This window comes from Nitrosospira sp. Nsp11, from assembly GCF_900142705.1.
Taxonomy (GTDB): Bacteria; Pseudomonadota; Gammaproteobacteria; order Burkholderiales; family Nitrosomonadaceae; genus Nitrosospira.
On sequence record NZ_FRBV01000005.1, the window covers coordinates 160,364 to 185,335 of the forward strand.

General features: G+C 53.9%; 26 protein-coding genes and 1 pseudogene. 15 read left to right on the top strand and 12 right to left on the bottom strand.

From position 1 onward, the window contains the following. The first annotated feature begins 130 nt into the window (after nt 1–130). Nucleotides 131–736: a UbiX family flavin prenyltransferase gene (locus BUA28_RS08370; protein ID WP_072767652.1), complete on the top strand. Its 606-nt coding sequence runs from the start codon at nt 131–133 to the stop codon at nt 734–736. An 831-nt stretch (nt 737–1,567) separates the two neighbouring features. On the opposite strand, the gene BUA28_RS08380 is transcribed toward BUA28_RS08370, so the two are convergent. The 5 genes from BUA28_RS08380 to BUA28_RS08400 all read right to left on the bottom strand — a co-directional run bounded on the left by BUA28_RS08380 (nt 1,568) and on the right by BUA28_RS08400 (nt 4,800). After that, the gene (locus tag BUA28_RS08380) at nt 1,568–1,870 is read right to left on the bottom strand and encodes an EexN family lipoprotein (RefSeq protein WP_083569934.1); all 303 of its coding nucleotides are present in this window, start codon (nt 1,868–1,870) and stop codon (nt 1,568–1,570) included. 351 nt (nt 1,871–2,221) lie between these two features. After that, on the bottom strand, nt 2,222–2,743 hold the full coding sequence (locus tag BUA28_RS08385; RefSeq protein ID WP_072767654.1) for a hypothetical protein: 522 nt from the start codon (nt 2,741–2,743) through the stop codon (nt 2,222–2,224). After that, nucleotides 2,733–2,855, bottom strand: a complete 123-nt coding sequence (locus BUA28_RS16275) for a hypothetical protein (protein ID WP_256598270.1) — start codon at nt 2,853–2,855, stop codon at nt 2,733–2,735. The genes BUA28_RS08385 and BUA28_RS16275 overlap by 11 nt, the downstream gene beginning before the upstream one ends. 294 nt (nt 2,856–3,149) lie before the next feature. Continuing rightward, complete coding sequence (locus BUA28_RS08395; protein WP_072767656.1) at nt 3,150–3,827, bottom strand: DUF6475 domain-containing protein; 678 nt, start codon at nt 3,825–3,827, stop codon at nt 3,150–3,152. Continuing rightward, the gene (locus tag BUA28_RS08400) at nt 3,817–4,800 is read right to left on the bottom strand and encodes a YdaU family protein (RefSeq protein ID WP_072767657.1); all 984 of its coding nucleotides are present in this window, start codon (nt 4,798–4,800) and stop codon (nt 3,817–3,819) included. Before BUA28_RS08400 ends, BUA28_RS08395 begins: the two co-directional genes overlap by 11 nt. Before the next feature lie 179 nt (nt 4,801–4,979). Here BUA28_RS08400 and BUA28_RS08405 point away from each other — a divergent pair, with 179 nt between their 5' ends. From BUA28_RS08405 to BUA28_RS08420, 4 genes are all read left to right on the top strand, one after another. Continuing rightward, complete coding sequence (locus tag BUA28_RS08405) at nt 4,980–5,522, top strand: helix-turn-helix domain-containing protein (RefSeq protein WP_072767658.1); 543 nt, start codon at nt 4,980–4,982, stop codon at nt 5,520–5,522. 293 nt (nt 5,523–5,815) lie between these two features. Continuing rightward, nucleotides 5,816–6,037, top strand: a complete 222-nt coding sequence (locus BUA28_RS08410) for a hypothetical protein (RefSeq protein ID WP_072767659.1) — start codon at nt 5,816–5,818, stop codon at nt 6,035–6,037. A gap of 87 nt (nt 6,038–6,124) precedes the next feature. After that, nucleotides 6,125–6,457 carry a hypothetical protein gene (locus BUA28_RS08415; RefSeq protein WP_072767660.1) on the top strand — a complete coding sequence of 111 codons (333 nt, stop codon included), beginning with the start codon at nt 6,125–6,127 and terminating at the stop codon, nt 6,455–6,457. 328 nt (nt 6,458–6,785) lie between these two features. Beyond that, nucleotides 6,786–7,043: a hypothetical protein gene (locus tag BUA28_RS08420; protein ID WP_072767661.1), complete on the top strand. Its 258-nt coding sequence runs from the start codon at nt 6,786–6,788 to the stop codon at nt 7,041–7,043. Between the two features lie 138 nt (nt 7,044–7,181). Here the strand turns inward: BUA28_RS08420 and BUA28_RS08425 are convergent, their stop codons facing one another. Beyond that, the gene (locus BUA28_RS08425) at nt 7,182–8,360 is read right to left on the bottom strand and encodes an alginate O-acetyltransferase AlgX-related protein (protein WP_083569936.1); all 1,179 of its coding nucleotides are present in this window, start codon (nt 8,358–8,360) and stop codon (nt 7,182–7,184) included. 17 nt (nt 8,361–8,377) lie between these two features. Then, a complete protein-coding gene (locus tag BUA28_RS08430; protein WP_072767663.1) occupies nt 8,378–9,856 on the bottom strand; it encodes an MBOAT family O-acyltransferase in 1,479 nt (492 codons plus the stop codon). A gap of 711 nt (nt 9,857–10,567) precedes the next feature. Between BUA28_RS08430 and BUA28_RS08435 the strand changes: the two genes are divergently transcribed. Then, nucleotides 10,568–11,782: an acetyltransferase domain-containing protein gene (locus BUA28_RS08435; RefSeq protein WP_083569942.1), complete on the top strand. Its 1,215-nt coding sequence runs from the start codon at nt 10,568–10,570 to the stop codon at nt 11,780–11,782. Between the two features lie 84 nt (nt 11,783–11,866). Here BUA28_RS08435 and BUA28_RS08440 read toward each other — a convergent pair whose 3' ends face one another. Continuing rightward, a complete protein-coding gene (locus BUA28_RS08440; RefSeq protein ID WP_072767664.1) occupies nt 11,867–12,883 on the bottom strand; it encodes a zinc-dependent alcohol dehydrogenase family protein in 1,017 nt (338 codons plus the stop codon). 17 nt (nt 12,884–12,900) lie between these two features. On the opposite strand from BUA28_RS08440, the gene BUA28_RS15895 reads away from it, so the two are divergent. From BUA28_RS15895 to BUA28_RS08470, 7 genes are all read left to right on the top strand, one after another. Continuing rightward, nucleotides 12,901–13,044 carry a hypothetical protein gene (locus BUA28_RS15895; protein ID WP_178297968.1) on the top strand — a complete coding sequence of 48 codons (144 nt, stop codon included), beginning with the start codon at nt 12,901–12,903 and terminating at the stop codon, nt 13,042–13,044. Between the two features lie 64 nt (nt 13,045–13,108). Continuing rightward, entirely contained in the window at nt 13,109–13,375 is a 267-nt protein-coding gene (locus BUA28_RS08445; RefSeq protein ID WP_256598271.1) for a hypothetical protein, read from the top strand. A gap of 97 nt (nt 13,376–13,472) precedes the next feature. Continuing rightward, nucleotides 13,473–15,320 (top strand): Na+/H+ antiporter NhaA, encoded by a 1,848-nt coding sequence (nhaA, locus tag BUA28_RS08450; RefSeq protein ID WP_072767666.1) that lies wholly within the window; start codon nt 13,473–13,475, stop codon nt 15,318–15,320. 203 nt (nt 15,321–15,523) lie between these two features. Further along, a complete protein-coding gene (locus BUA28_RS08455) occupies nt 15,524–15,952 on the top strand; it encodes an OsmC family protein (protein WP_072767667.1) in 429 nt (142 codons plus the stop codon). A gap of 453 nt (nt 15,953–16,405) precedes the next feature. Then, the gene (locus BUA28_RS08460) at nt 16,406–17,938 is read left to right on the top strand and encodes a CotH kinase family protein (protein WP_072767668.1); all 1,533 of its coding nucleotides are present in this window, start codon (nt 16,406–16,408) and stop codon (nt 17,936–17,938) included. A gap of 20 nt (nt 17,939–17,958) precedes the next feature. Beyond that, nucleotides 17,959–19,068, top strand: a complete 1,110-nt coding sequence (locus BUA28_RS08465) for a hypothetical protein (RefSeq protein ID WP_072767669.1) — start codon at nt 17,959–17,961, stop codon at nt 19,066–19,068. A gap of 98 nt (nt 19,069–19,166) precedes the next feature. Next, a complete protein-coding gene (locus BUA28_RS08470) occupies nt 19,167–19,541 on the top strand; it encodes a hypothetical protein (RefSeq protein ID WP_072767670.1) in 375 nt (124 codons plus the stop codon). 121 nt (nt 19,542–19,662) lie between these two features. Here BUA28_RS08470 and BUA28_RS08475 read toward each other — a convergent pair whose 3' ends face one another. After that, nucleotides 19,663–21,249: a long-chain-fatty-acid--CoA ligase gene (locus BUA28_RS08475; RefSeq protein WP_072767671.1), complete on the bottom strand. Its 1,587-nt coding sequence runs from the start codon at nt 21,247–21,249 to the stop codon at nt 19,663–19,665. A gap of 516 nt (nt 21,250–21,765) precedes the next feature. On the opposite strand from BUA28_RS08475, the gene BUA28_RS16280 reads away from it, so the two are divergent. Next, complete coding sequence (locus BUA28_RS16280; protein ID WP_072767672.1) at nt 21,766–23,046, top strand: NYN domain-containing protein; 1,281 nt, start codon at nt 21,766–21,768, stop codon at nt 23,044–23,046. Nucleotides 23,047–23,082: 36 nt separating this feature from the next. On the opposite strand, the pseudogene BUA28_RS16420 reads toward BUA28_RS16280, so the two are convergent. Next, nucleotides 23,083–23,241 (bottom strand): annotated as a pseudogene (locus tag BUA28_RS16420) (diguanylate cyclase); the annotation flags it as partial. Nucleotides 23,242–23,403: 162 nt separating this feature from the next. Next, a complete protein-coding gene (locus tag BUA28_RS08490; RefSeq protein ID WP_072767725.1) occupies nt 23,404–23,817 on the bottom strand; it encodes a response regulator in 414 nt (137 codons plus the stop codon). A 255-nt stretch (nt 23,818–24,072) separates the two neighbouring features. On the opposite strand from BUA28_RS08490, the gene BUA28_RS08495 reads away from it, so the two are divergent. Next, entirely contained in the window at nt 24,073–24,276 is a 204-nt protein-coding gene (locus BUA28_RS08495; RefSeq protein WP_072767674.1) for a hypothetical protein, read from the top strand. A gap of 261 nt (nt 24,277–24,537) precedes the next feature. On the opposite strand, the gene BUA28_RS08500 is transcribed toward BUA28_RS08495, so the two are convergent. After that, entirely contained in the window at nt 24,538–24,954 is a 417-nt protein-coding gene (locus BUA28_RS08500) for a BON domain-containing protein (RefSeq protein WP_072767675.1), read from the bottom strand. Nucleotides 24,955–24,972: the final 18 nt, after the last annotated feature.

Sequence of the window (24,972 nt, forward strand, 5' to 3'; positions counted from 1 at the left end):
TAAAATGTTTGTAAAGCTGGATCTGCCACAAGGTAATCATTTATTTCGGGATAAGCGGAGCAAGGCTTTATTAAAGCGACTAGAATCTGGCGGATGACGCCTCTCAATTGAATCCGGAGTACCGAATCTAATGGTCCCATCACCCAAACAGAGACTTATCGTAGGCATAAGCGGCGCTACCGGGATCATTTATGCGGTGCGAGCCCTCAAAGTGCTTCGTACCATCGGCATCGAAACACATCTGATCGTCAGCCGTGCCGCCGACCTGACGCGGGCGTACGAAACCGATCTCAGCAGGGAGGAACTGGCCGCCATGGCCGATCATGCGTACAACATCAAGGACGTGGCAGCCCCGATCTCATCAGGTTCGTTTAAGACGATGGGAATGCTCATTGCCCCCGCATCGATGCGGTCGGTCGGAGAAATAGCCACGGGCGTTACCTCCTCGCTCCTGACGCGCGCTGCCGACGTCGTACTCAAGGAACGGCGTCGATTAGTGCTGATGGTCCGCGAAGCACCGCTGAACCTGATTCATTTGCGCAACATGGCAACCATTACAGAGGCCGGTGGAATCATCTTTCCCCCCGTGCCCGCGTTCTACTCAAGGCCCACCACACTGGAAGAGGTGATCGATCAATCCGTCGGGCGGGCTCTCGACCAGTTTGGCATCAATACGGATATATTCCCGCGATGGGGAGAAGGCCTCCGCAACAAGATGACTCGCCAAAATGAGTAACACCATATAGCTACCGCTCCTTATCTCACCCGTCCCTATCATCGTCAGGCTCATGAGTATTTCCCGGCTTTAGCTCCCCTGTCGAGCCTCAATTCGAGGTTGTCCCCCTCCTCCAGCTTCTGTCGTTTGCCCGGTAAAGAGTCGTCGGTGGGATTTATTGTTGACTAAGCCACTGCCTCCCCTCCGTATTAGGTTCTATGACGAAGCCCTAAGCACACGGGTGAGAACGCCCTAAGGCTTGCAGGGAAACACGATACGAATGGGAAAAGAAATTCCTGAATAAGTTGCTTATGTGCGCTGGCGCGCAGAAAACCACAATGAGTCAGGGGAGAATTGATGACAAGTGGACGCGGCTATCCAGCTTCGCGTTATTCCATCAATAACCCGATATTCAAGGAAACGAAATGAACAATATCATCTGGTGGGTAGGCTTCATTGTTATTCTTCTCGCTGTATTGAGTTTCGTCGGGCTGCGTTAAGGAAAAATACCTCGGTGTACTTGTGTACGCCGAGGGGAATTCCTTGTTCTCGAAGACATGGTCAGCGGACAAAGGCGGAAGGATCACGCTGTCAGCAAAAGCGGACTCTGACCTGTCAATGTAGCCGACGGAACCGCTGGCCGGCCCGGCCTTCGTGCCGGGGCTCCGCCAGGCGCTTACCACGGGCTATACGTCAAGAGCATAAAACGGGGTCCCGCCCCTCCCCCTTCTCTTTTACGCCTCATTCACCCACAGCATCATCACGACTGATTCCCAGGACAATAAACACCTGCATAAATTCCCGACCACGAGGCAGGGCAATCCTCTACTCGTCAATTAGCACAACGCAGAGTCAGTTGGGACTGGGAAGAGTGGGCACCGTTCTGACCCCTTCGCTTGACGTTCCCCACTTGGCGTTGGCTTTCACGTTATTTTCCGCGCGGCTCGCGTTCACGCAATTGGGGGTTGCGTCAATGCTGCGCGGACTATTCTTGCATTCATTCAGCTTCGCAGCACGCTCGGGGTCATTTGCTTCATACCAGTCAACCGGGCGGACTTCTTCCTGCGGCTGATGGGTTTCACAACCCATCAGCGTCATTAGCAATAGCGCCCCCACTGCCATGGAAACAGCCGTCACTGTCTTTTTTGTATTCATGATTTTCGCTCTTTAATATGCGCATTAACAATTCAGACTCGTGCTCTCGGAGGATGCGTAAGCATAGGGCCTGCTCTACTTTTCCTGCACCAGGAACACAAACACATCCTCGATCGTGTAGCTGGCAGGTGGATGGAGGCTGAAAACCGGGCTTATCGGGATCAACGATGAGCCCGGTTTTGCCCTACCCCATCCTTTGTCATCAGGACAACATCCGATAAGGCCGGGGGCAGCGACGACCGGAGGTCTTGTCTATTTCATTTTGAGCATTACATGACACAAATTGTTGCTCTGTGCGCTAGCGAACCTATAGGTGAAGATGCGGTTGGGCTTACATAACCACGCCGCCAGCTACGCCATCTCGCCAACCATCGGGCTCCGCAACAAATCACGACTCTCCATTTCTTTTCGCAAGATATCCATGGCCTGGTTATGGATCATATCCAGCGCGTCATAGCCCCGGTTGCGCAACGATGCTGCCTTGAGCATCCCGCACGCCATCGATTTTCTGAGTTCGCGCAAACCTGATTTTTCCCCGCAGTAGGTGCGGATTATTTGTTCCGTGCCTCTTCGGCTGTGCATCCCCGTGCCAAAATTTGCGGTCAGGTGGCGCACCAGCAAATCAAAACCGCTCGCTTCCCTGCCGAATTGGACGCTTATGTAAGCCATGTGCAACGCGGGCAATATGCGTTCGCACAGCCCGAGTATCAACGCCGCTTGAGCGTGCCGGTCGTATGCGGTCAGCTCGCCATTGGCGCCCTCCCCGCCCCCATCGGTTCCACGCATGGCATTCACGGACGAGATTTTCACGATCGGCCTGCTGCAGGTTTCATAAGCCCATCCAAGGGCGTGCTGCGGATCATTAAATTTCATTGTCATATTCCTTCTGGTTGATCTGGTTGATATAGCGCACAATGTTTCCCATGCTTCCGCCCTCTCCCGCAATATTTCGTGTGTTGCGACGCAAAAAAGATAGTTTCTTCATATCGACAGCCATGACACGACTGCGCCTGCCTGCGAGCGGCAACCTCTTCGGGATTTCCGTATTCCCAGCGCTCGAGATTCGCGGAGGCGTTGCCTGCTTTGGTCGCGCTGGTCGCGCTAGTCGTTACTCTGGCGCTATTCATTTTCCTCCGCTCCGATGTACCGGATGTTCCTCATGCACCTCGAAGGTTGCGATATTTCGGGTATTTCTCCTTGTATCCATTTGTTTTTACCTTCTCCATGTTTAATTATGACTTCACAAACTTCCGTTGCCCCTTTCTCGACACCGTACCGATCAACCTGCCTTTCTTTCATATTTCGCCTGCCCATTTCGGCTATGCAATCCTTCTCCAATAGCCTCGTCCAGACCATCGCTCATGCGTTTCAAACCCAGCGCCGGCTGATCCGTTCCTCCGTGCAGCACCTGCTTAGCCAACTGCTCGTTCCCGATCAACAGCGGCCGGTCATTGCGGAAACCCTTCAGGTTGTTATGGGCTGCCGCGATGCCGATTAGTGTCGCCGGGTAGTGCGGACGCTCGCTGCGTGAACAGAAGCCCCGGTAACGGTTCTCGAATTCCTTTGCCACAAACGGCCATTCATCTTCGGCTTTGGTTCCAAGCGCAATCCAGCCGCCCATGTCATGGATCACCCGGTGGATCAGCGCGTCATCGAACACCACGTCGCAATAAGTTCCCGCCTGCCGCACGGCCTGATCGACCTTGGCCCAGGCTCTCAGCGCGGCATCCTGCGTCGAGCCTTGTAACATGCGGATGATGTCAGCGGGTTTGGGCGCAAACTGTCCCGAGTCCGGATTCGCCAGATGCCGGTTAAAAGCATCCACAATCGCGGCCAAGTCATACCTCTTGAGCGCCGTCCACCATACATCCAGCGCAAAAGTGGATACGCTTTTGCCATAAAACCCCATTACCCCGGCAATTCCATCCTGAAATTTCTGAAAATCATCAGTTTGCATGCTGGGCATCCCCTGATTGCGGCTCTCCAGCTTCCGCCAGCCTCAACTCCGGCGGCAGCCATCCTTTCGTCGCAGCCCTGTTCGATGATTCGAGCAATTCCTGCCTGTTTGGCATCCGCCCCTGATGCAAGACCAGTTTTGCGGCCTCTTCGCGCTGGCGCTTTACCGTACCTATGACGTAAGCAAAACTCTCCTTTCCCTTTGCAATGGCATTTTTCGCCGCCTGCACAAACTCATCCTCCACCGCGCCTGCCTGCAATAACGCAAGCAACGTCGGATGATGAGGATTGCTGCCTTGCACCCCATGCCGGGCCAAAGCCTTGCAACAGGCCCCTGCCGCGCCCGGTGGCGCTGAACTTCGGCTTTCAGCTTCAAAGGGTTGGATGGGGCTGGAATGGACGTCGCAAATAACCGGGGAAGTCACACCAGACGCGATGTCGGATACACGCACCTGCTCTTCTGGCGAGTAAATAGTTCGTGTAGAACTACAGTCTCTATCTTGATTGGGTTGGTGCTGGTGCTGGTGCTGGTGAGCTTTGCCACCGGGCTCCCCAACGGGTATTGCGGCGGTTATGTTGCCGCAACCCATGGATAACCCATCGGGTATGCCCCGGGTTTCCTGCCGGGTTTGCTGGAAGGATTCTTTTGGCGGACGGCCGCCTTTTTTGCCGTTGATACGTGCTGCCTCTATTTTAGGCCGGGCCTTGGCGATCTCGCGGTCGGCACGATGGTTATGGCGCAATCCATCCATCTCGGAAACAGGAAAAAACTGATCGGCAACCACCTTCACGGCGTGCTGCTCAAGCCGGGTCATTGCCCTGCAAACCCTGTAGAGACTGGACAAATCCTTGGGCAAGGGCTTTTCTACGCTAAAGTAAGTATCGAGCAGCATCGTGTAAGCCCCGTGCTCCGCCAAAGACAAGTGTGCTGTGTCCCGCTGATAGTCGCCGCAATATCGTTCGTAATAATTCACGAAATAACTCCATTTATTCGCTGTAACTGAATATGAATCCGGTAATCCGGCTGGTCGGATCGCATAATGAAACCTTTTTTAATCGGCGCTCTCCAATAGAAGGCATTATTACAAGTTTAACTTGTTCAGTCAAGTTATTCTTGTAAGCAGATTGCAAGAGTTGCTTGTATTATGAATGAATGGATATTGCGAAAATAATTCGGGAGGGGCGTGAAAAGCTTAACTTGAACCAGTCCCAGTTGGCTGATCTGGTTGGCGTATCGCCGCAGGCTGTTCAACAATGGGAGGCGGGCGCAACCCAGCCGCGCGGAAAAAGATTGAACAAGATTGCGCAGATACTCAAGCTGTCGCCAACGGTGACGCATTTCGGTGCGCCCTCGGACGCACCGGCGGCGCCTGGAGTAAAACCACATGGTGAACGCAGGGGCACAAGAGCCGGCCCATCCGCCAAAGCGGATCCTGAAAAACGCAACTCGGATCATGATCCGCTTATCGATCAAGTTATTGAAGCAATGCGGCGCATGTCGAAAGAAGACGCTGCCCGCCTGGTAACAATAAGCAAGGCCCTTGTCGGCGAAGGGTCTGTGGAAAGGGCGGAGGCTATGCCCGACCTGAAACCATTGCCTGTTCCCGATCTAGCCGCTCATCCGGCACCCGCTTTTCCTCCGCGTCGGATGTCCCCGGCAGGAACAAAGGGTCGGGGAAAGACGGCAGTCAGATAGAAGGCTGCACGATCGGCATCAACTGGACAGGCGGAAATTTGACAGGCGCCGAGGCTAGCAGCCTGTCGGACTTGAAGAATCTCAGCTAAAAAGTGACTGGGCGAGCGACAGATTTTTAAGGATTTTGAAGGTCAATAGCTATTCTATCGGCAAGAAAGCGGCGAAATATGAATCGGCCAGACGTTTTTGCAGCCAATCCCCTTAAGTCCGCAGGTTGCTGGTAAGCTGCCGAAGAGAAGCCAGGGAATAATAAACAACCACAGTGCAACCGACCTAACCAAGACCATAACAATATGAAATCCTCCAACGGTATTCTCCCCTATGACAGCACAGAGATGCTGTTCGCTTTTCATGTTTCGGAAAAGGCTCGCGCCAAACGAGAGAAATATATTATGCAATTCCCTCCACAATTGCGCGAAGTGGAAAAGCGTAGCTATACGCTCGAGCAAGCGGTAAAGGAAATTCTTGCGGATGTGGCCGAAGTCGCCCTGCTCATCAAGGAATTGGAGAGCTAGCACGCCTGGGCCCGTCCATGCGGGGGCTCTTCCGCTTACCGCGTAACGCCTTTTAAAAATAATTATTTGTATCTTTTGGAGTGCACTATGAAACCCGCTATTGTCGCTTTGCTCAGCATATTAGTCCTTTCTTCATGCGCCATGGGGCCAAAAATGAACCGCCTGCATGAAGGCATGACAAAATCCGAGGTCCTGAGCGCTGTCGGTAGCCCCGATGGCTACCAGCGCAGCGGCGAGTATGAGGTATTGCTCTACGTTGACCGGAACACCACCCCCTGGACTTTTTTTGGGGGTTATTATCGCGATGTCTCGGATTATTCAGTCATCTTACAAGACGGCCAGGTAGTGGAGTATGGCCCAGGACGTACGCATCAGCGCGACTCCGAGGTGTCGCCTTTCGTAAGAATACCAAGCCGATAAGCTTCGTTTAGTCAAATCCGCAATCCCTCAGTTCGAAACTTGTAGTGCGGGCAAGGCGCTACAAGTTCTCCTTGACAATTACAAGATTAACTTGTAATATGCTCTCCGTGCTGCAACACCTCAGTTTGTTTGGTCCAGGTGTTTGCAGCATCCGCGAAACAGACGTGTAGCCCGATCCGGCATAGCCTCGATCCAGTAAGCCCCCGGCGGCGTGGAAAGACAAGCGGTCGCGTGAAGGAAACGCACAAAGAAATGTCCAGGCTGTGCCTGGCGCGGAATTGAGCCCGATTTGAAAGGGCAAACAACGTAAACTCGAGGGAAAAGCGTGATGACGGAAAACGGGGCCGGGCGTTGGATGAACTGGATGGAGATATGGACCGAACGCCGCCCGGCTCCCCTTAATCTCTCAGATAGCGAAATACTGGACTGGTTAGGCGAATACTGCGACCAGGCAATTTATAACCGCCCTACCCCGCAATATGGAGGCGGCTTCACCTTGTATTGCGACGAGATCAAGACAAAGGGCGCGACCCTGCGCGAAGCGGTTTGCCTTGCGGCGGCGAAGTGGAATGAGGTTAATGAATAAGCAGCCACAGCGGCTACAGATATTCTGTAGATTGTGCGCTAACATAAAGAGCCTGTAGCGCAACAATGGTGTTTTAGCACATAGCACAAAAAAAATTAACGGCTAAGCGCATGAAATAGTGGCGCTTCCGCAGCCCTCTTATTCCCTATAGCTGATTTGAGACAGAAAACCTTCGCTTGGGGAGGCGATTACTTCCGGCTCTCTTGAAGCAACGATGGGGGGCGGGGGCGTTCCGAACCGCTTCCTGCGGGCTGCGCGTTCAACCACTGTGATGAATACATAATCCGGCTTGAAGGTTTCCACCAGGCGGGCAAACACTTCCGGATGCGCCTCGTCATAATGCAGTTGCAGTGTTTCGGTAAAAGTGGCAGCCATGAAGGGTGACATCGCCGTCCCGAAAGAATCGCGTAACCACAACACTCTCTTCTCATTCAAGGCATGTTTCGATTTAACGAGTAATGGACGCCGCGCGGTATGAATTTCAGGGTTGCCCCCCGATCGCTTGAGGCTGCCCGTATCGAAATCGTAATGCTCGGTTTCGATAGCGCGATCACTGATAATTTTGATGACCACCTCTGTATCTCGCAACGTTTCCTTCAATCTCAGGAATTTCGCCAAATCCCCTCCCTGGCGCTCAGTCACCATGAAACGACGTATCGGTTGCTCGGTAAGCCGCCGCAACCCTTCCTCGGAGCGAGCAATTTCGGTTTCGAAAGCGCTAAAAGCGACCCATGCGCCAAGGCTGTTCCAATGCGTGTCTGTTTTGTAGTAGAGCGATTCGGGAAACTGAGACTTTGCGGCTCGCAAGGCCGTTCTGGTGTCAACATAGAGCCCCTCGCTGACATTGGCCAGCAACATATCCGTTGCAGAGTGGGCAGCAGGCTGCGCCCAGTCCGGCAGGAACTCGGGATAGATCGTCCCCTTGTCGGGTCCCAGCATGACCCGAAACATGCTGACGCCTTTTTGATTCAGCCACTGGCTCCAGGATTCGGTCGCACTCCCTATCAACCCGGCTATTTGCGCGTCCTTGGCCGTTGTCCCGTGACGTCCCTGGGCGACGGTTTTGTTGTACTGATCCCCGAGATAAAGCCAGTCTTCTTTTCCGATGAACACCTGGCTCGGATTAGTGGAAATCCCATGGGGATAAGAAAAACGGCTCAGCAAAGCCAATGCAAAGTCGAAATTGTAGAGTACGGATTCGCTCCACCATTCCTGCCCTTCATTCTTCTGCCCGTTCAGCATGCTCAGGTTGATCACGGGCACCACCGCCAATGCAAGCAAGGCAACGCAAACGAACATTAAAACTCTTTTTTTCATGCGGGGGCCGCTTAGACTTAAAAATTGAAGTAAAGAAATATCGAGCTCGTCGTTACCATCGTGCAATACATGGCAACGCAAAACAACAGCAGCGCGCCCGATAGTTTTGCGGTCCCATAGCCGTCCGCCATCAACTCGAAGGAGTTCTTCCGGCTGATGATTCCCAGTGTAAGCAGGATCGCTGTGAAGCAGAATACGTTCGCCGCAAGACCAGCAGGCAGCCACCTCAGGAGATGATCGGAAAACCAGCCGCCCCACATGAGGCCGCTGGTTTGCACGTCCATTGCCGAAAAATGAAAGAGCGAGCCCACATCCGCCATTCCACGCATGACCCTGAGTGCATCTTCCAGGGTATTGGCTCGAAAGAAAATCCAGGTAAAATTGATGAAGTTGAATGTCAACAGCCATGCCAATGCCTTCGGCATGCGCAGGCCCAGCCCGCTCCATGCCCGATGCAGAACAAGTGCAACACCGTGAAATGCCCCCCACATCACGAACATCCAGCTTGCACCATGCCAGAGCCCGCCCAATATGAAGGTTGCCATGAGGTTCAGGTACACCCGGGGCGTGGAGCAACGATTGCCGCCAAGCGGAATATAGAGGTAATCGCGCAGGTAGCGGCTGAGCGTAATGTGCCACCTTCGCCAGAAATCCTGGATATCCAGTGCCTGGTAAGGAGAATTGAAATTGATGGGCAGCCAGATGTTGAACAGCAATGCCGCCCCGATCGCCATGTCGCAGTAGCCGCTGAAATCGAAATAAAGCTGAAAGGTATAGGAAAGGCTGGCTCCCCAGGCACTGAAAAAATCAAGCGCTGTTTCACCATCGAACCCGGCATTTGCCCAGATTGCAAAAGTATCGGCGATGACCACCTTCTTGAACAAGCCGATGCTGAAGATGAACAGTCCGAGGGCAATATTGCGGTAGCGCACCGCGAGGTTCCAGCGCGATTTGAACTGCGTCATCATCTCATGGTGATGCAGAATGGGCCCTGCTATCAAATGAGGAAAGAAGGTGACAAACAGTGCGTAATTCAGGAAATCATATTCCCTGGCTTCGCCGCGATAGCTGTCGACGAGGTAGGCGATTTGCGTGAATGTAAAAAAACTGATGCCGAGCGGCAGCAAAATGTCGGGCAAGGCAAGGCCAACATTGAAAGCGGCATTGATATTGTCTGTCAGAAAGTTGGCGTACTTGAAATATCCAAGCAACCCAAGGTTTGCAGCAATTCCGCCAGCCAGAACAAGACGGGGCGGGAACCTCGAATATCCTGCCGCAGAGTTCGAAGAAAGATGGGTGCCGACAGCGAAGTTAAATAGTATGGAGCCGACGAGAATCGGCAGGTAGGCTATGTTCCAATACGCATAAAAAAAAAGGCTTACCGCCACCAGCCATGCCTTGCCCGCGAGGACAAGCCGCATTCGAATCAACGCGAAATAACCGAGGAACGCGATCGGTAGAAACAGCAGAATGAACGTCGGGGAGCTAAAAATCATCTGTGTATCGCTCTTCCATGGATTAGCCAGGCACGTTTTATTGCGCCGGCATTTTTACAGACGATCCCACGCTCGCCTGTATCTCATCAATCTTCTCCCGGGCCGAGTTGTGCTAGCGGAGCTCCTTCCAGCCTCGCCTTGAAAAATAACGCCTCGGCAATCATAAAAAATTCTGACGCGGGTAGGTGCTGCCGAGACAAGCCCGGCCAAGGTATACCCTACAATGGGGCGAGAAGTCGTTAACCCCATCTGCGTCTTGCAATATTCGGATACGATGCCACTGAAGTACCAAGTACCAATCCTGATATAAACCTGACCAGCGCGGAATGGGCAAGCGGCATGAAAAATGAGGCTGGCTTAAATAGGGCTGAATCAGGCTGCACGCCACCCCGACAGCTTATTCTGCCCTGCCGGAAAATTATACGCTTTTGAAGCCCGACGTCGAGGGGCTATTTTAAAATATGCCTCTGCACCCTTCTCAGCGTTATGGCGCACCTTATATAGGATGGGTGGTGGAGCGTAGTGCAATCCATCATTCTGGCAGTTATTTTGCTACTCTCATACCCTACTCATACCCTACCACGCAGGCATCGCAACGGTATCCGGTCGTGGTTAATGTTTAATGTAACTGTTGCGTGCTTTTGATGGGTTGCGCTACGCTCCACCCATCCTACTTAAAACCGCACAGAGGCATATTTTAAAATGCGGCCGATGCCAGCAATAAATGCCAGCAATACCGGGCTATCAGGTGTGAATCATCCATCTTCGGCAATTCCGGCAAGGATCCCCCACATCGCGTCTTTGGATTTAATGCGCGGGCTGGTGATCGTCCTCATGGCGCTGGATCATGTGCGCTGGTATTTCCTGGATGCCGATTTCAGTCCTACCGATCTTTCGCGCACGGATTCGGCCCTGTTTCTGACCCGCTGGGCGACGCATCTTTGCGCGCCTACCTTTGTCTTCCTGGCCGGCACCAGCGCCTTCTTATCGGCGGCTCACAGTACGGATCGCCATCAGCTTGCCGCCCGGTTGTTCACCCGGGGGCTCTGGCTCGTCATTCTCGAGCTTACGATTGTCCGCCTTGCGTGGTTTTTCAATCTGGACTATAGCCAGATGGATCTGCAGGTCATTTGGGCCTTGGGGTGGTCGATGGTCGTGCTGGCCGGGCTTGTCTATATGCCATTGTGGTCGATAGCCGTGTTGGGTATCGGCATGATTGCGGCGCACAACCTGCTGGATGGTATACGGCTCGAGGACTTCGAGATGGCGGATGGATCGCTGGGGTGGCAGGGATGGTTGTTAAGTGTGCTCCATATTCCGCGCTTCCCGGTGGGGTATCCCCTCATCCCCTGGATCGGCGTCATGGCTGCGGGCTACGCCTTCGGCCCTTTGATGCTGACGACGTCGAAGACAAGGAAACAGCTGGCGCTTGCAGCTGGCGCGGCCCTCATCGCGGCCTTCGTTATTTTACGGGCCTACAATGCCTATGGCGACCCTTCGTCCTGGTCTACTCGGGAAACGGCCTTGTTCACGCTTTTTTCCTTTCTGAATACGACAAAATATCCCCCTTCCCTGCTGTTCCTGCTGATGACCTTGGGGGCCATGTTCATCCTGCTTTCAGTATTCGAGCGGCGGCATGGGCTCGTGGAAGATTTTTTCATCACCTTCGGACGCGTGCCCCTGTTTTTTTACGTCCTCCATCTATACGTCATTCATGGGCTGGTTATCGTATTTGGCTATGCGATAAGGGGCGATATCGATTCATTCATGACGATTCCGGTTTTTTTCCCACCCTGGTGGGGCTTCAGCCTCCCCGTCGTCTATCTGATCTGGGTTGCGGTAACCGCATCGCTCTATCCCGTTTGCCGATGGTTTGCCGCTATCAAGTCAAGGCATAGGGGAAGATGGTGGACCTATTATGTATAGACATAGTGATTGATCGTCAGATCACTTGCACCCGCTGCTCGCCACAAGCAGCAATACCTCACCGGCGACGACGGTATATCCCGGTCACATAGTAATGACCGTTTTCCCGAAACGGTCCTCGGCCTGGTTGAACTGATAGGCATAGGCATAGTTTGCGTGATCGAAGGGAAATGTGCGGGAGATCACCGGGCGCAATCCGGAAGTGGCGATGGCAAGATTCATTGCGCGGAACATCTCGGCAGAGCCCACATTGATACCGTACATACGTATCGAGCGCAGCATCAACGGTAAAGGATCAATTTTCCCGAAACCCGCCATCAGCCCGATCAGCGTTACCATTCCGCCAAAACGCGCCGCCCTCAAAGAGCGCTCAAGCGTCTGTGCGCCCCCAACTTCCACCACGATATCCACACCTCGTCCATCGGTCAGCTTCATGACTTCCTCATCCCACTCCGGCGTATTCTCATAGTTGATAAGATGATCGGCTCCCATTGCCTTGGCCTGCTCCAGCTTCTCGTCGCTGCTTGAAGTCTGTATAACGATTGCACTATGCAACTTGGCGAACTGCAAAGCGAACAGGCTTACCCCACCTGTGCCCAGCAGGAGCACAGTCTGGCCCGCCCGAATGCGTCCGGCCTTGACCAGCGCATGCCATGCGGTCACGCCGGCGTTCGGCAGGGTTGCCGCTTCCTCGTAAGTCAGGTGCTCTGGAAACGGTATGGCTGCACGTTGGGGAAGCACCACATATTCGGCGAGCATGCCATCGAGTGGTCCACCAAGCGAACGTTGAAAGATTTCCTGCGTCAATGGGCCCGATACCCAGTCGGGAAAAAAGCACCCTGCAACGCGATCGCCTACCTTGACGGTTGTGACGTTCATCCCGACCTCAACCACATCACCGGCGCCATCCGAAAGCGGAATCACGCAATGCTTCACCCCGGCGGGGTACTGGCCGTGCGCCACGATATAATCGCGAAAATTCAATGAAGTGGCGCGTACTTGAATCAGCACCTCGTCGGGGCCCGGTTCGGGTTTCTCCAGATTACAGCGCAACATCAGGCCGCCTGTGCCGCAAGTTTCTTCAAGTTGAAAAGCTTTCATCGGACGATATCCCCCATATGCTCTACCGACAATCTCCGCTCAAGCCGGCATCCCTGGCAGCGCGCCTCCTGGCGTCAATCACGGCTGTTGCCGGAACCAGAACTTCCGGCATGCTGCATCTATTCTTCTACCATCGCCTGCCGCCGCCGTATGTGCGTTAGTGAACGAAGTAATAAAGCTTCGTTTGCTAAACTTCGGTTTTCCAATTTAATGAGGAGTGCTCTCATGGGCGACGATCTTTTTCAATTCCCGATAACCGGATGGGAAGTAAAAACCGAGCCAGTCGACGGCCTGCTCTCTATCCGCTTTCCATTTTTATCGCATGAGCAGCAAAAGCTGGCCGAAGCCGACCCCGGCAGGCCTTACGTCATGCAGGCGGAGCAGGCGCGTGAGTTCCGGGACGCGTTATCCAGGGCACTCGAGCGAATGAGCGACCAGGAGTATGCAGCTCCCTCGTTCATGGGAATGCCAAACGATCTGTCGATTTACTGATCGCGTCGCAATCGTTGCGCAATGGGGCCGTGCAAAACCGGGCCAAGTCCAGCTTTTCCTGTACCTATAGCAACACACCCTTCGCGCGACCCCTGAAGTGACACCCGAAGCTCCGTCGAACCGGCTAGACCGGCCTGTGGACGAGGCGTACGACCATGTGCTGGGTCCGCCGGATGCCGAGATCACGCTGGTCGAATACGGCAGCTATGGCGATCAGCCTTCGAGCGCGGCCCACGAGCGCGTCATCAAGATGCGCAACCGGTTCGGCAGACGTTTGCGCTACGTATTTCGCCACCGCCCCATCCCGGGAAACGATATCGCCCGCCACGCTGCCGAGTTGGCGGAGTCATACGCCGGTGATCCAGCGCACTTCTGGAACGTGCATGTCGCGCTGATGGCGCGTTCAAACAAGCTGACCAAGGAAGACCTCAGCACCCTCGCCGCGGATTTGAGCCTTGGTGCGAATACCGCGTCCCAAGAAGACAACACTGCTGCCCGAGCCGCCGCACGGGTGGATGCGGACATCGAAAGTGCGGCCGAGAGCGGCGTCACCGTTACACCGACTTTTTTCATCAATGAACGGCGCTACGACGGCCCGTGGGATACAGGCTCTCTTTCCGATGCGATGCTGGGCTCACTGGGGCATGTCGTCCACTCGGCTGCGCTGGATTTCGCTAAATGGGCGCCTTCGACCGGCATCATGCTGCTGCTGGCGACAGGGCTTGCAGTCATGCTGAGCAATTCCACGATCGGCCCGGACTTTAATGATTTATGGAATCTGCCCCTGGGATTTACTTTCGCCGGCGACGGGTTCGAACTCTCCCTGCGGCATTGGATAAACGACGGGCTGCTTGTCATCTTCTTCCTGGTCGTCGGTTTGGAGATCAAGCGGGAATTCACGGTGGGCCACCTTGCGAGCCGGCAAGCCGCGATGCTACCGGTTGCCGCCGCCATTGGCGGTATGGTTGTGCCCGCCATGCTGTATCTGATACTGGTGCCCGAGGGTCCAGCAGGGGCGTGGTCACTGGGCTGGGGCGTACCGATGGCAACAGACACCGCCTTTGCCGTCGCGTTGATTGCCATGATGGGCAAACGTGTCCCGATAGAGCTTCGCGTTTTTCTTACTGCGGCCGCTATTGTCGATGATATTGGCGCAATCATCGTCGTGGCGATTTTCTATTCCGGCAGCCTCCACTTCAGCTATCTTGCCAGCGCGGCCGCAATCGCAGGATTGCTGGCGCTACTCAATCAAGGCGGCATATACCGCGCGTCTCCCTATGTCTTCCTCGGTATCGGTTTATGGGTATGCGTATACTCCGGCGGAATACATGGGACCCTGGCCGGCGTTATTCTCGCTGTCTTTATTCCGACCCGGCCGCCGCCTAATCTTCAAGCCCTGATGCTGCAAGCCGATGCCATCCTGACCGCCGAAACGCAGCGCGGCAAGGAAGTTCTGCGGTACGGGCCTTCCGAGCCCTCTCTGGAAGCGTTGGACGCGATACATGACCGGCTTGAATCACCCGCCGACCGCATGCTCCGTCATGTCGCGCCAAGGTCGAGTTTTCTGGTGCTACCGGTGTTCGCCCTGGCTAATGCAGGGGTAGTAGTCGATACCGATGTATTCAGCGGCCACTTGCCATTGATAATGGGTACGACCGCGGCACTGGTGGTCGGCAAGCCACTCGGGTTTATTGCCGCCACCGCTGCCGCAGTATGGCTGGGTATCGCAGCCAAGCCGGACAATTACTCCTGGTGCCAATTGGCCGGCGCCGGCGCGTTGGCCGGAATCGGCTTTACCATGTCTCTATTCATAGCAAGCCAGGCTTTTCCCCAGGAAAGCGATTATGCTGCCGTCAAGATTGCAATTTTCGCAGGCTCGATTTTATCGGCGATCATTGGCGTAGCGATATTGTGGAATGGGCGATCCACCCCGGATTCCCGGTAGAAAACCAAACCGCCGTGCCAGGTGCGAAACGCGCGTACCCGCCATGGTTTCATGTCGAAATAAGAGAGTCCCGCGTTATTGGCTCATCGGTGAGGTACCGAACAGACCAGCAGCGCTCCAGAACGCAATGTAGTTGTCTTTTCACAAATCGATCACCGGTCATTTACCCGCAAGCAACTTTTCTTGCAACAGGAGGCGCGATCATGACAACCAAGAAAGCATGGGCAGTCTGGAAGGGCGGAATCAAAGACGGAGGCGGCACCATTTCCACCGAAACCGGCGTACTCAAGGAAGCGCCTTATGGTTTCAAATCGAGATTCGAAAATGGAAAAGGCACGAATCCCGAAGAGCTGATCGGCGCTGCGCACGCCGGCTGTTTTTCGATGGCGCTTTCTTTAATGCTCGGCGAGGCGGGCCTGACGGCGGAGAAAATCGAAACGCACGCCGACGTGACGATTGACAAGGCAGGGGAAGGGTTCGAAATCACCGCAAGCCATCTTACCGTATCGGCGAAAATTCCCGGCGCGGATAAGGCCCAGTTTGAGGAGATTGCCAACAAGGCCAAAGTCGGGTGCCCCGTATCCAAACTCCTGAAGGCAAAGATTACGATGGATGCCAAACTGGAGCCCTAGCAGCCTGCCCGACTTAAAGGAAATCGGCTGCAAAACTGCGATTCTTCAAGTCCGACAGGCTTCTGGCACCGCCAATCATACCGGGAAGTGCGGGGCTGCAGCGCGGCAACCCGAACCTGCCTATGATTCCAGCTTGGCTGGGGGACGATAACGCTGTTTTTCAGCCTGGTTTAATAACCGTGATTACTGGCGATGTCAGCACTGTCCGCAGTATTCACTTTATTCGCGTTAGCGCAGCATAACCAGCAATCTGCGCGACATAAAGATATTTATGTCGCGCAGGCTGAACGCTCATCTTGCAATAAGTAAAAGATAGCCCGGCGCAGGATCACTGCCGCCGGGCTATAGGCATCGCTGCCTTGGGAGAAATCAGGTTATTCTCCCAAGGTGCAATCTTACCGGCTTTCGGCAGGTTGCCTATTGGACTGAAGTACACTCGGGAACCAGGCTTTCATGGACAAGAAATGGATATTGCCAGCTTGCTGCATTACAGTTTTACTCAACCTTTCCCTCGACACCGATCCCTCCTTTGCACAAAAACCGCTAAAGCGCGGCGCCCAGTCCGCATTACAGCCTGCCGTAGAAACGGGGCGCCCGGAAGCATCCGGTAAAGATTTGTGGGCGCTTACAGAAAGCGGATTATTCAATGGAGAGCTGCACCGGATTTCGATTCGCATGAACCAGGCGGTCTGGGATCGGCTTCATGAAGACGAGAAACGCAACGAATGCCGTAAGGCCGCCCACGCCGGGTGGGCTCATGTACGCGACTTTACATTCAATGATGTCACCATGAAGGATGTTGCGATCAAGGTACGGGGCAACAGCTCGCGCTGCGTTCCGCGCTTGCAATTCAGTGTTTCCTTCGACAGGGCAAATGGCGTCTACACCCGGCAAGGAACCGAGGACTGGCACGAGGTCAATTACGACGAGCAGAGCGGGGCAGCAATGAAGGGCCGAACCTTGCACGGCCTCCAGGAACTGAGCCTGCGCCGCAGCTACAACGACTCAAGCAGCGAGCATGACAGCGGTAACGGTATGCTCGCACGCGAATTCGTCGCAACATGGGCGAGCGCCAGGACGGAGGACATCGCCAGAACGACGCTTCGAGGTCCTCCCACTTACCGAACGGCTTACGCTCTCGTCGAGTTCCGGTTTTGCGCCAACGATGCGGACAATGCTTGCAACAATCGAATTGTTCGCGCCTACCTTATCGCCGAACCACTCGATAAGGGTTTCTTCAAAATGCGTTATGACGACGAGAAACCGACCTTTTTCTCGATGGCCCATGGCTGCGCCCTGAGGGTCGACAAAGGGAATGAAGGCTTTACCTATCGTTGCATTGAGCCCGAATACATGGATGGTAAAAAGATCGGAGAGGCCAATGCGGAAGACCTGCTGAAGGCCATGGCTCACATCAACGGAACCGAAGGCCTGAAGGCACGCCTCGATGCGGCGGACAGCCCATCGGAACTCGGCAAAGTTCTCGATCTCGGTTCGATCATGAATTACGCGGCATTCGCAACCACTGCGGGCCATTGGGATAGCGCCTACGGGAATTTCAATAACGATGTGCTGTACTTTCATCCGCCCAGCGGCAAGTGGAAGCTCATCGCCTCGGATATGGATGACACATTCGACTATGATGGCGCCAGCGGCACAGCGCGCAGCTATTCCTATGCCGAGGTTGTCAGCGCCCCACGCATACTGTTCGATGAATTGTTTGATACGCCCGAGCTCGATGCGGAATTCAGAAAGCACCTCGGCAAATACCTGACCACGCTCTACGGCTCAAATGGCTCGGATAGCCCGCTCAAGAACAAGATCCTGGACGCGCGCGACCGCTATATCATCAAAACCAACGATGAACTGCCCAGTACCGAGCACCAGAATATCGAGCGCGCAAAAGAGATGATCGACTATGCAAGGCAACGCTTGCGCGTGCTGAGAAATCAGCCGCGGCCACCAGGACCCGAAGGGCGAAACTAGATGAAAGGGGCGGAAACAGCGTGAACGAACGGACTGCCAGCCCATCGGCAGGGACGATTAAAGCAGCCGTGCCAAAAGCGCCTGCGCAGCTACCGGTACTTACCGCCTGTGCTTATATTTTTACCGTGCTGGGCTTGGGCAATGCGACCTCTACCGCCGCTGACGCTGCCGGAAATCCGAAGAAGGCGCTGACCGTCACCCAGCAATATAACGTGCCTATTGCAGAGGTCTCCGGACTCGCCATCGTGCGGTCGACAAAAAAGGAAAGCAAAGAAACGGATGAGGATGGCGTCAACCTCTACGTTGTTGGCGATAAAACCCACGAAGTTGCCCGCTTTCGCTTCAGCGGCATGGCGGACGCGATCATTGATGTGCATGATGCCGCGCCTGTCATCGGCAAGGATAAAAAAGATGTGTCCGGGTGGGAAGCCATCGCGGCGGACGGGAAAGATACGATCTGCATGCTGAACGAAACCCGCAGCGAAATTTCCTGCCTTGACCTTGGCTTGCAGCAAGACCGGGGGAATTTCAGCCTGGATACCTCCAGCATCAGTGACCTCGACTCAGCCTGGAAAGCACACTCCAACTCGCGCGGAGAAGGGATGATACTCATGAAAAAGGGCCACGTCCTTGTCCTCAAGGAAAAGGAACCACCCATGCTGGTCGAGTTCGGCCCCGAGGGGGATGTTCCCATGGGTTATGGCCCGGCAACGTTTCTTCAGGAAGACGACTCCTTCGTCGGGCTTTCGGATAAGGCTGATCAACAAAACCAGCCTGATCGCCGTGCGTACCCGCAACGCCTGGTAGCGCTGAAGACATGGAAGTTTTCCGCGCGCTTGAGCGATCTCGCCAAAGATGCCAGCGAGATCACGCTCGGGCCCGATGACAGTGTCTACCTGCTATCGCAAGAGGGATCAGCCTTGATCCGTCTGGAAAAGACACTGAAGCCTGATGAAAACAAGGTCGGGGTGGATCACGGCGCTTACTGGAATCTTCCAGCGGGACTCGAAAAAGCCGAAGGGCTGGTGATCGACAACCACATGCGGCCATGGATCGGCATCGACATCAAGCAAACCCACAAGCCCAATCTTTTCCGGCTATCGCCCATCGAGGCAGCAGCGCCTGAATAGGTGGCTTTGATCCGCCTTGCAGCCGTCAGACTTAAAGAATTTCAGCGAAAACGTGATTGGGTGAAAAGCAGGAGAATACACGTACTGGAGAACCGGATATGACAAAGAAGAAAGTTGAAATCAAGTGGTTGAGCGAACCGGAAGAACACGACTACCCAGCGGCCACGTCATATTTGAGCCTGCTGTATGATGAGTCCGTTATCGATGCGTATGTGGAGAAATTGAAGCGCGCTTCCACATCGGTGTTCAAGGCAAAAGACATTTTCAGGGCATCCGGTCTCCCGCTGGTTGGGGTCAGCAACGCACACGTCGAAAAAGATCAACAGAAAATAGAGTCAGGGCAAGCGCTCGCTCCGCTTCTATTGATACGAGACTCGACCAATGGCAAGGTCATCATTGCCGATGGTTATCACCGGTTGTGCGCGATCTACTCGTATGATGAGGACGCTATCATTTCCTGTAAAATCGTGTAGGCAAGTTTTCGATTAAGCGGAGCAATAGCCAGTACTCGGCGTGGCGCTGACTGTCCGGCTTCCGCTATGGCACTTTGAATCCTAAAGGGAGCCGGGCAGTCCGAAGTCGCTGATACATTTATCACTGCCGCAACTCACGCTTGAGAATTTTGCCGGTGGCGCTGGTTGGCAGGTGATCACGAAACTCGACGTGCCTGGGATACTTGTAAGCGGCAAACTCCTCCTTGCACCAGGCCACGAGTTCCTTCTCGGTAGTTTCCATGCCGGCTTTCCTGACAACAAAGGCTTTTATTTCCTCGCCCAGTTTCTCGTCGGGTATACCAATTACCGCTACCAGCGATACCGATGGATGGGTCATCATGACGTCTTCCAGTTCGCGTGGATAAACGCTGTAGCCGCCGCGCAAAATCATGTCTTTTTTTCGGTCGACTATCGACAGATAACCCTCTTCATCAAGGATGCCGATGTCGCCGGTATGAAACCAGCCGTTACGCATGGCTTCGGCCGTGGCCTCGGGGCGCTTGTAGTAGCCCTTCATGATGTTGTGGCCCCGGATCAGCACTTCCCCTCGCTCGCCTGTTGAAACTGGCCGGTCATTATCGTCCGCACATATGATATCCACGCCCCAGAGTGCTTGGCCGACCGTACCCGGTTTGGAGGGCTTGTCCATATGGTTGAAGGAAGCGACAGGTGCTGTTTCCGATAAACCATACCCTTCCATGATCCTGACGCCAAACATTCCTTCGAACTGTTTCATCACTTCCACCGGCATCGGCGCACCGCCGGAAGACGCCAGCCGCAGGGAGGCCGCAATCGGCGCGATGTCGATATTATTCGCGGCAGCGTAATGCAACAAGGCGTGAAACATGGTGGGAACACCCGTCCAGAAATTCACCTTGTCGCGTTTCATCACTTCCAGTACCGCACCTGCCTCGAAGCGCGGCATGAGCGTCAGGGTAGCGCCAGCCAGCAGATTCGCGTTCATCTGCGCTTGCTGGGCAGTGGCGTGGAACAGGGGCAAAGTAATCAGCACGACATTTTCGGCATCCGCACCCGTTTCCATCACCGTAGCGACCAGATCACGCACAACCATCGCATTCATCAGCAGGTTCATATGGCTTAACTCCGCACCTTTGGGCTGGCCGGTGGTTCCGGAGGTGTAGAGTATGACAGCGGTGTCGTCGGCCTGCGGCGCATGGGCAGCGAATGTCGGCGGCTGGTTATGCATCAACTGCCCCAATGTCCTGGCCTCTTCGATAGGCGTGGGTGATGCCGGATTGGCCGTGATGACAATCATGTGCTCGCATTGCGGCGCTGTGTCGAATGCGGTTTTGCCCATCTGGCCCATCGGCAACTCGGCTGTGCCTTCAAAGCAAAGAAACGCCTTGGCTTCGCTATCTTGCAGGTGATAGGCAATCTCACGCGGCTTGAGCAATACATTAAGGGTGACTACTACCCCGCCTGCCTTGATTATCCCGTAGTAGGCCATCGGAAAATACGGCAGATTCGGGCACGACAGGGCAACATGGTCGCCCGGTTTGATACCGAGGTTCACCAGCCCATTGGCAATCATATTAGCCATCGCGTTGAGCTGACCGTAGGAAAAACGCCGGTCATTATAAATAATCGCTGTGCGATCGGAACGCTTGCGGGCGTGATCTTCAATAATGGAAACCATGCTGAGTGTCGTTGCTGCGTGGGCAATCATTGAGGCTAGCTCCGTATATAATAGAAAATAACCCGAGATGCCGGGAATCCGCACGCCAACGCCACCAGCACGACCGACGCGACGATAGGTGGCAGTTGCGCGACTGCCTCATCAAGATATTCATGCCAAGCCGCGGGAAAGCGTGACGATCATTGCAAATAACGTTGAAAAACGCTGAGTTTAACCTCGAAAGTGCAAGGTAGTGTTCGTATTATTTATTTTTTTACGTTTACTCTGAATTACAAAAAGAGATGAACTAAAATATCAGATACCAACGTCTATCGGATGAAGTTTTAAAAAACCACCAGGAAAGCATCCCGCCGGGATTGGATTTCATGGAATGTGTGTGAAAGCCTTGATTCCGATTTTTCAGCCGGAAATCAAACTCGTTTATTTCACGATTCGTTACTGATGGTTCAAGTGATCTTCGCTACCTTCCTTTGTAAATCCGTCGGTGAATACCTTTGTTCCGTGTGACAATAAGCCCGACCCATCATCTGGAAAACAATAAACCCTATGGCTTCATCCCACGAAAACGTCAGCATGGCTGTATTTTGCGACTTCGAAAACGTCGCACTTGGCGTACGCGATGCGAAATACGATAAGTTCGATATAAAGCCGATACTCGAGCGTCTCTTGCTCAAAGGCAGCATCGTCATCAAGAAGGCCTACTGCGACTGGGATCGTTACAAGAGCTTCAAGTCCACAATGCATGAAGCCAACTTCGAGCTGATCGAAATTCCGCATATACGCCAGTCAGGCAAGAACTCGGCCGACATCCGCCTGGTGGTGGATGCTTTGGACCTTTGCTACACCAAATCGCACGTCAATACCTTTGTCATCATCAGTGGGGATTCCGATTTTTCGCCGCTGGTCTCCAAGCTGCGCGAGAATGCCAAACAGGTGATAGGCGTCGGCGTCAAGCAATCGACCTCTGACCTGCTGATCGCCAACTGCGACGAATTCATCTTTTACGACGATCTGGTACGCGAGAGCCAGCGGGCGGCCAAACGCGATACAGAGGAAGTGCAGCCCGAGACCAGGCGCTCGCCCGATGAGGAAAAGCACCGCAAGGAAGAACTGGAAGCGCGCAAGAGCAAGGCAATAGAAATAGCGGTGGAAACGTTCGATGCGCTGGTATCGGAGCGCGGAGACAGCGGCAAGATTTGGGCATCCGCGCTAAAACAGGCGATCAAGCGGCGCAAGCCTGATTTCAATGAGTCCTACTTTGGCTTCCGCGCCTTTGGCAATTTGCTTGACGAGGCACAGCTGCGCGGTTTGCTTGAACTGGGTCGTGACGAGAAATCCGGCACCTACGTTTATCGCAGCAGCGGCGGAACGTTGCCCGGCAAGGCCGTAGCCGAGCAGGCGCCGGACGTACCGGTCGCGGAAGTGGTAGCAGAAGCGAAAGCCGACGCCAAGCCAGTGGAGGTCGTGGAAACCCGCGGCAAGCAGGAGACGGCCCACCAGAAACGTGGCAGCCGCAAACCGGTGGAAAAAAAGGCAAAGACCGGGGTATCAAAGACGACTGGCAGGCCTCTTTCGCCAGAAACAGCCAATGTGCCTGACGGACCTGATTTGGCTGCTTCCCTGGCAGCGCCTGACTCGACTGCTTCCTCAGCCAAGCCGCGTGCCGCCGATGCGCCTCTACCCGATGCAGCGCGGGCAGCACAAGCGGTTGCCGAGCCAACGGCTCAAGCCACGCCTAAGGAAGCAGCACCCAACCCCCCCCGCAAACCTGCTGCCCCCACCCGTCGCAGGCGTAAACCGGAAGTAGCGCCAGACAGCACCACTTGAGCATGGCCAGATACTTTCTGGCAGCATCGTATTACCGCTATAACGGCAAAGAGTATCCTCAGAGACGCGCTGATGCAGTTGCCGCACAGCCTGTTGTACCGTGTCACCGATGGCATGCCCATAGGTGTTGTTAACCAGTTTAAAACGATCAAGATCACTAAAGATTATCGCCAAAAACCAGTTATTTCGTCTGGCAGAGCAATTGCTTGTTCGATGCGAACAGGTAAATTTTCCAACTTGGTTATACCAAACGCAAGGAACGCTTCAACCGAGATCTCTACCAGCATGCAACTCTCGAGAGAGAACATCGGATTGATTCTGCGCAGCGGAGTCAGAGGTGGACTTATGGTTCATATCTCAAGGCATCTCGCTGACAGTCCAATACGTATCAATTGACCGCATGACTTCGACGAATTGCCAGTAGTCAACGGGTTTCGCCATATATCCGGCCACGCCGAAGTTAAAGCTGTTTAGCTTATCCTGTTGTTCGTCCGATGTAGTCAGTACCACCACGGGAACTTGCCTTAGCTGCTCATCATCTTTTACCGCTCTCAGGAATTCGACGCCGTTCATGATGGGCATGTTCAAGTCGAGCAAAATGATGCAGGGCTTTTCGTTGTCCTCATCCCTGAGGTAATTTAGCGCGTCCTCCCCGTTTTCCAGGTGCACAACTTTATTTGTAACGTGAACCTGCTTGAGCGCGCGGATAACCATCATCATATCCACTCGATCATCTTCGACGAGGAGAATGGATTTGTTCGTAACCCTCACGATATTTTCTCCTTTGTCATACATTACCTTCCCGCTATTCGCTGCTCAGTAACCTCTGAACAGTATAGGAGATCAGATTAATACTAATCGGGATCTCATACTGTTCGGTGTCTCACACTCATATTTAAACCCGTAAGCAGGGATTTCGTGGGTGCGGTACCGAACATATTCCTTGCATGAAGATTGGCAAAATGCGCCCAGTCCTGAAGCCCAGGGCTTTTTCTGACTGATTGTATCCCTGCCGGAAGAAATGTTATGAAGAAACGAAGATACGTTGACCTGTATGGTTACACGCAGGATGAGTTTGACTGCTGGTTGGAAAGCGGTATTAACAAAAAGCTCCGCTCTGCGGGTAAGCCCAGGCTGGAGCTGGACAAGGACATTGTCTTCGCGGTTTATAAAGATGAAACTCGCAAACTCCCTCGCCGTCGACTCCGCGAAATGCGAATTGCCGCCTGATCTCCAGTTAGAGGCACTGTAAGATCAGTCTGTTGAAAAGAGGTGACACGGGTGGCACTTGAATGAATGAGGCAATAAGCAAGTGGCTAAGAGTGGCTAAGCGTGGGTCCAAGGTATCGAATCGCGAGAGGAGCGGATGGAAGCCATGGACAACTCGTGGGAAGCTGAAGGCTTTTTGCGTAGCGTTAGCTATTGCACCGAAAACAAGGGACCCGAGGACCTACTCCTCAGGGTGTTACCGACAACTCAATTTCATCTGCTTTATTTTGTCACAAGCAGATTTTTAACCTCTTTCACTCCAGCCACCGCACCAGCCAGTGCTTTAGCCCTATCGCTGCTTGGCCACGAATCGACTGATCCGCTTAATGTCACAACGCCTTTTATGGTATCAACACCGATTTGTAGCGTTTTGAGACCGGGCTCGGCAAAAATGCCTGCTTTAACCTTGGTCGTAATCTCGGCATCATCAATGGTCACACTGGCTTTCTCGCCTTGCTCGCCGAGTTTTTTACCGATTTCATCGGTTGCTTCATCTATTCTCTTGCTGGCTTCACCGCTCATCTGATCTATTTTTTTACCAGCGGTTTCTGCGGGGCCCGGCTTGTCACATGCGGTAAGCCCAAAAACGAGTAGCATCAAGGAGATCCCGATTAATGTGAAATTCTCTTTTACTTTCATTTCGGTTCCTTTTTAATT

Coding starts and splice junctions, on each gene's coding strand:
- BUA28_RS08470 (WP_072767670.1), top strand. CDS start 19,167: ATGACAAAGAAGAAAGTTGAAATCAAGTGGTTGAGCGAACCGGAAGAA.
- BUA28_RS08385 (WP_072767654.1), bottom strand. CDS start 2,743: ATGAAATTTAATGATCCGCAGCACGCCCTTGGATGGGCTTATGAAACC.
- BUA28_RS08410 (WP_072767659.1), top strand. CDS start 5,816: ATGAAATCCTCCAACGGTATTCTCCCCTATGACAGCACAGAGATGCTG.
- BUA28_RS08430 (WP_072767663.1), bottom strand. CDS start 9,856: ATGATTTTTAGCTCCCCGACGTTCATTCTGCTGTTTCTACCGATCGCG.
- BUA28_RS08380 (WP_083569934.1), bottom strand. CDS start 1,870: ATGAATACAAAAAAGACAGTGACGGCTGTTTCCATGGCAGTGGGGGCG.
- BUA28_RS08495 (WP_072767674.1), top strand. CDS start 24,073: ATGAAGAAACGAAGATACGTTGACCTGTATGGTTACACGCAGGATGAG.
- BUA28_RS08445 (WP_256598271.1), top strand. CDS start 13,109: ATGGGCGACGATCTTTTTCAATTCCCGATAACCGGATGGGAAGTAAAA.
- BUA28_RS08395 (WP_072767656.1), bottom strand. CDS start 3,827: ATGCAAACTGATGATTTTCAGAAATTTCAGGATGGAATTGCCGGGGTA.
- BUA28_RS08420 (WP_072767661.1), top strand. CDS start 6,786: ATGACGGAAAACGGGGCCGGGCGTTGGATGAACTGGATGGAGATATGG.
- BUA28_RS08405 (WP_072767658.1), top strand. CDS start 4,980: ATGGATATTGCGAAAATAATTCGGGAGGGGCGTGAAAAGCTTAACTTG.
- BUA28_RS08435 (WP_083569942.1), top strand. CDS start 10,568: ATGCCAGCAATAAATGCCAGCAATACCGGGCTATCAGGTGTGAATCAT.
- BUA28_RS08475 (WP_072767671.1), bottom strand. CDS start 21,249: ATGATTGCCCACGCAGCAACGACACTCAGCATGGTTTCCATTATTGAA.
- BUA28_RS08460 (WP_072767668.1), top strand. CDS start 16,406: ATGGACAAGAAATGGATATTGCCAGCTTGCTGCATTACAGTTTTACTC.
- BUA28_RS16275 (WP_256598270.1), bottom strand. CDS start 2,855: ATGAAGAAACTATCTTTTTTGCGTCGCAACACACGAAATATTGCGGGA.
- BUA28_RS08415 (WP_072767660.1), top strand. CDS start 6,125: ATGAAACCCGCTATTGTCGCTTTGCTCAGCATATTAGTCCTTTCTTCA.
- BUA28_RS08370 (WP_072767652.1), top strand. CDS start 131: ATGGTCCCATCACCCAAACAGAGACTTATCGTAGGCATAAGCGGCGCT.
- BUA28_RS08425 (WP_083569936.1), bottom strand. CDS start 8,360: ATGAAAAAAAGAGTTTTAATGTTCGTTTGCGTTGCCTTGCTTGCATTG.
- BUA28_RS15895 (WP_178297968.1), top strand. CDS start 12,901: ATGCTCTACCGACAATCTCCGCTCAAGCCGGCATCCCTGGCAGCGCGC.
- BUA28_RS16280 (WP_072767672.1), top strand. CDS start 21,766: ATGGCTTCATCCCACGAAAACGTCAGCATGGCTGTATTTTGCGACTTC.
- BUA28_RS08500 (WP_072767675.1), bottom strand. CDS start 24,954: ATGAAAGTAAAAGAGAATTTCACATTAATCGGGATCTCCTTGATGCTA.
- BUA28_RS08455 (WP_072767667.1), top strand. CDS start 15,524: ATGACAACCAAGAAAGCATGGGCAGTCTGGAAGGGCGGAATCAAAGAC.
- BUA28_RS08440 (WP_072767664.1), bottom strand. CDS start 12,883: ATGAAAGCTTTTCAACTTGAAGAAACTTGCGGCACAGGCGGCCTGATG.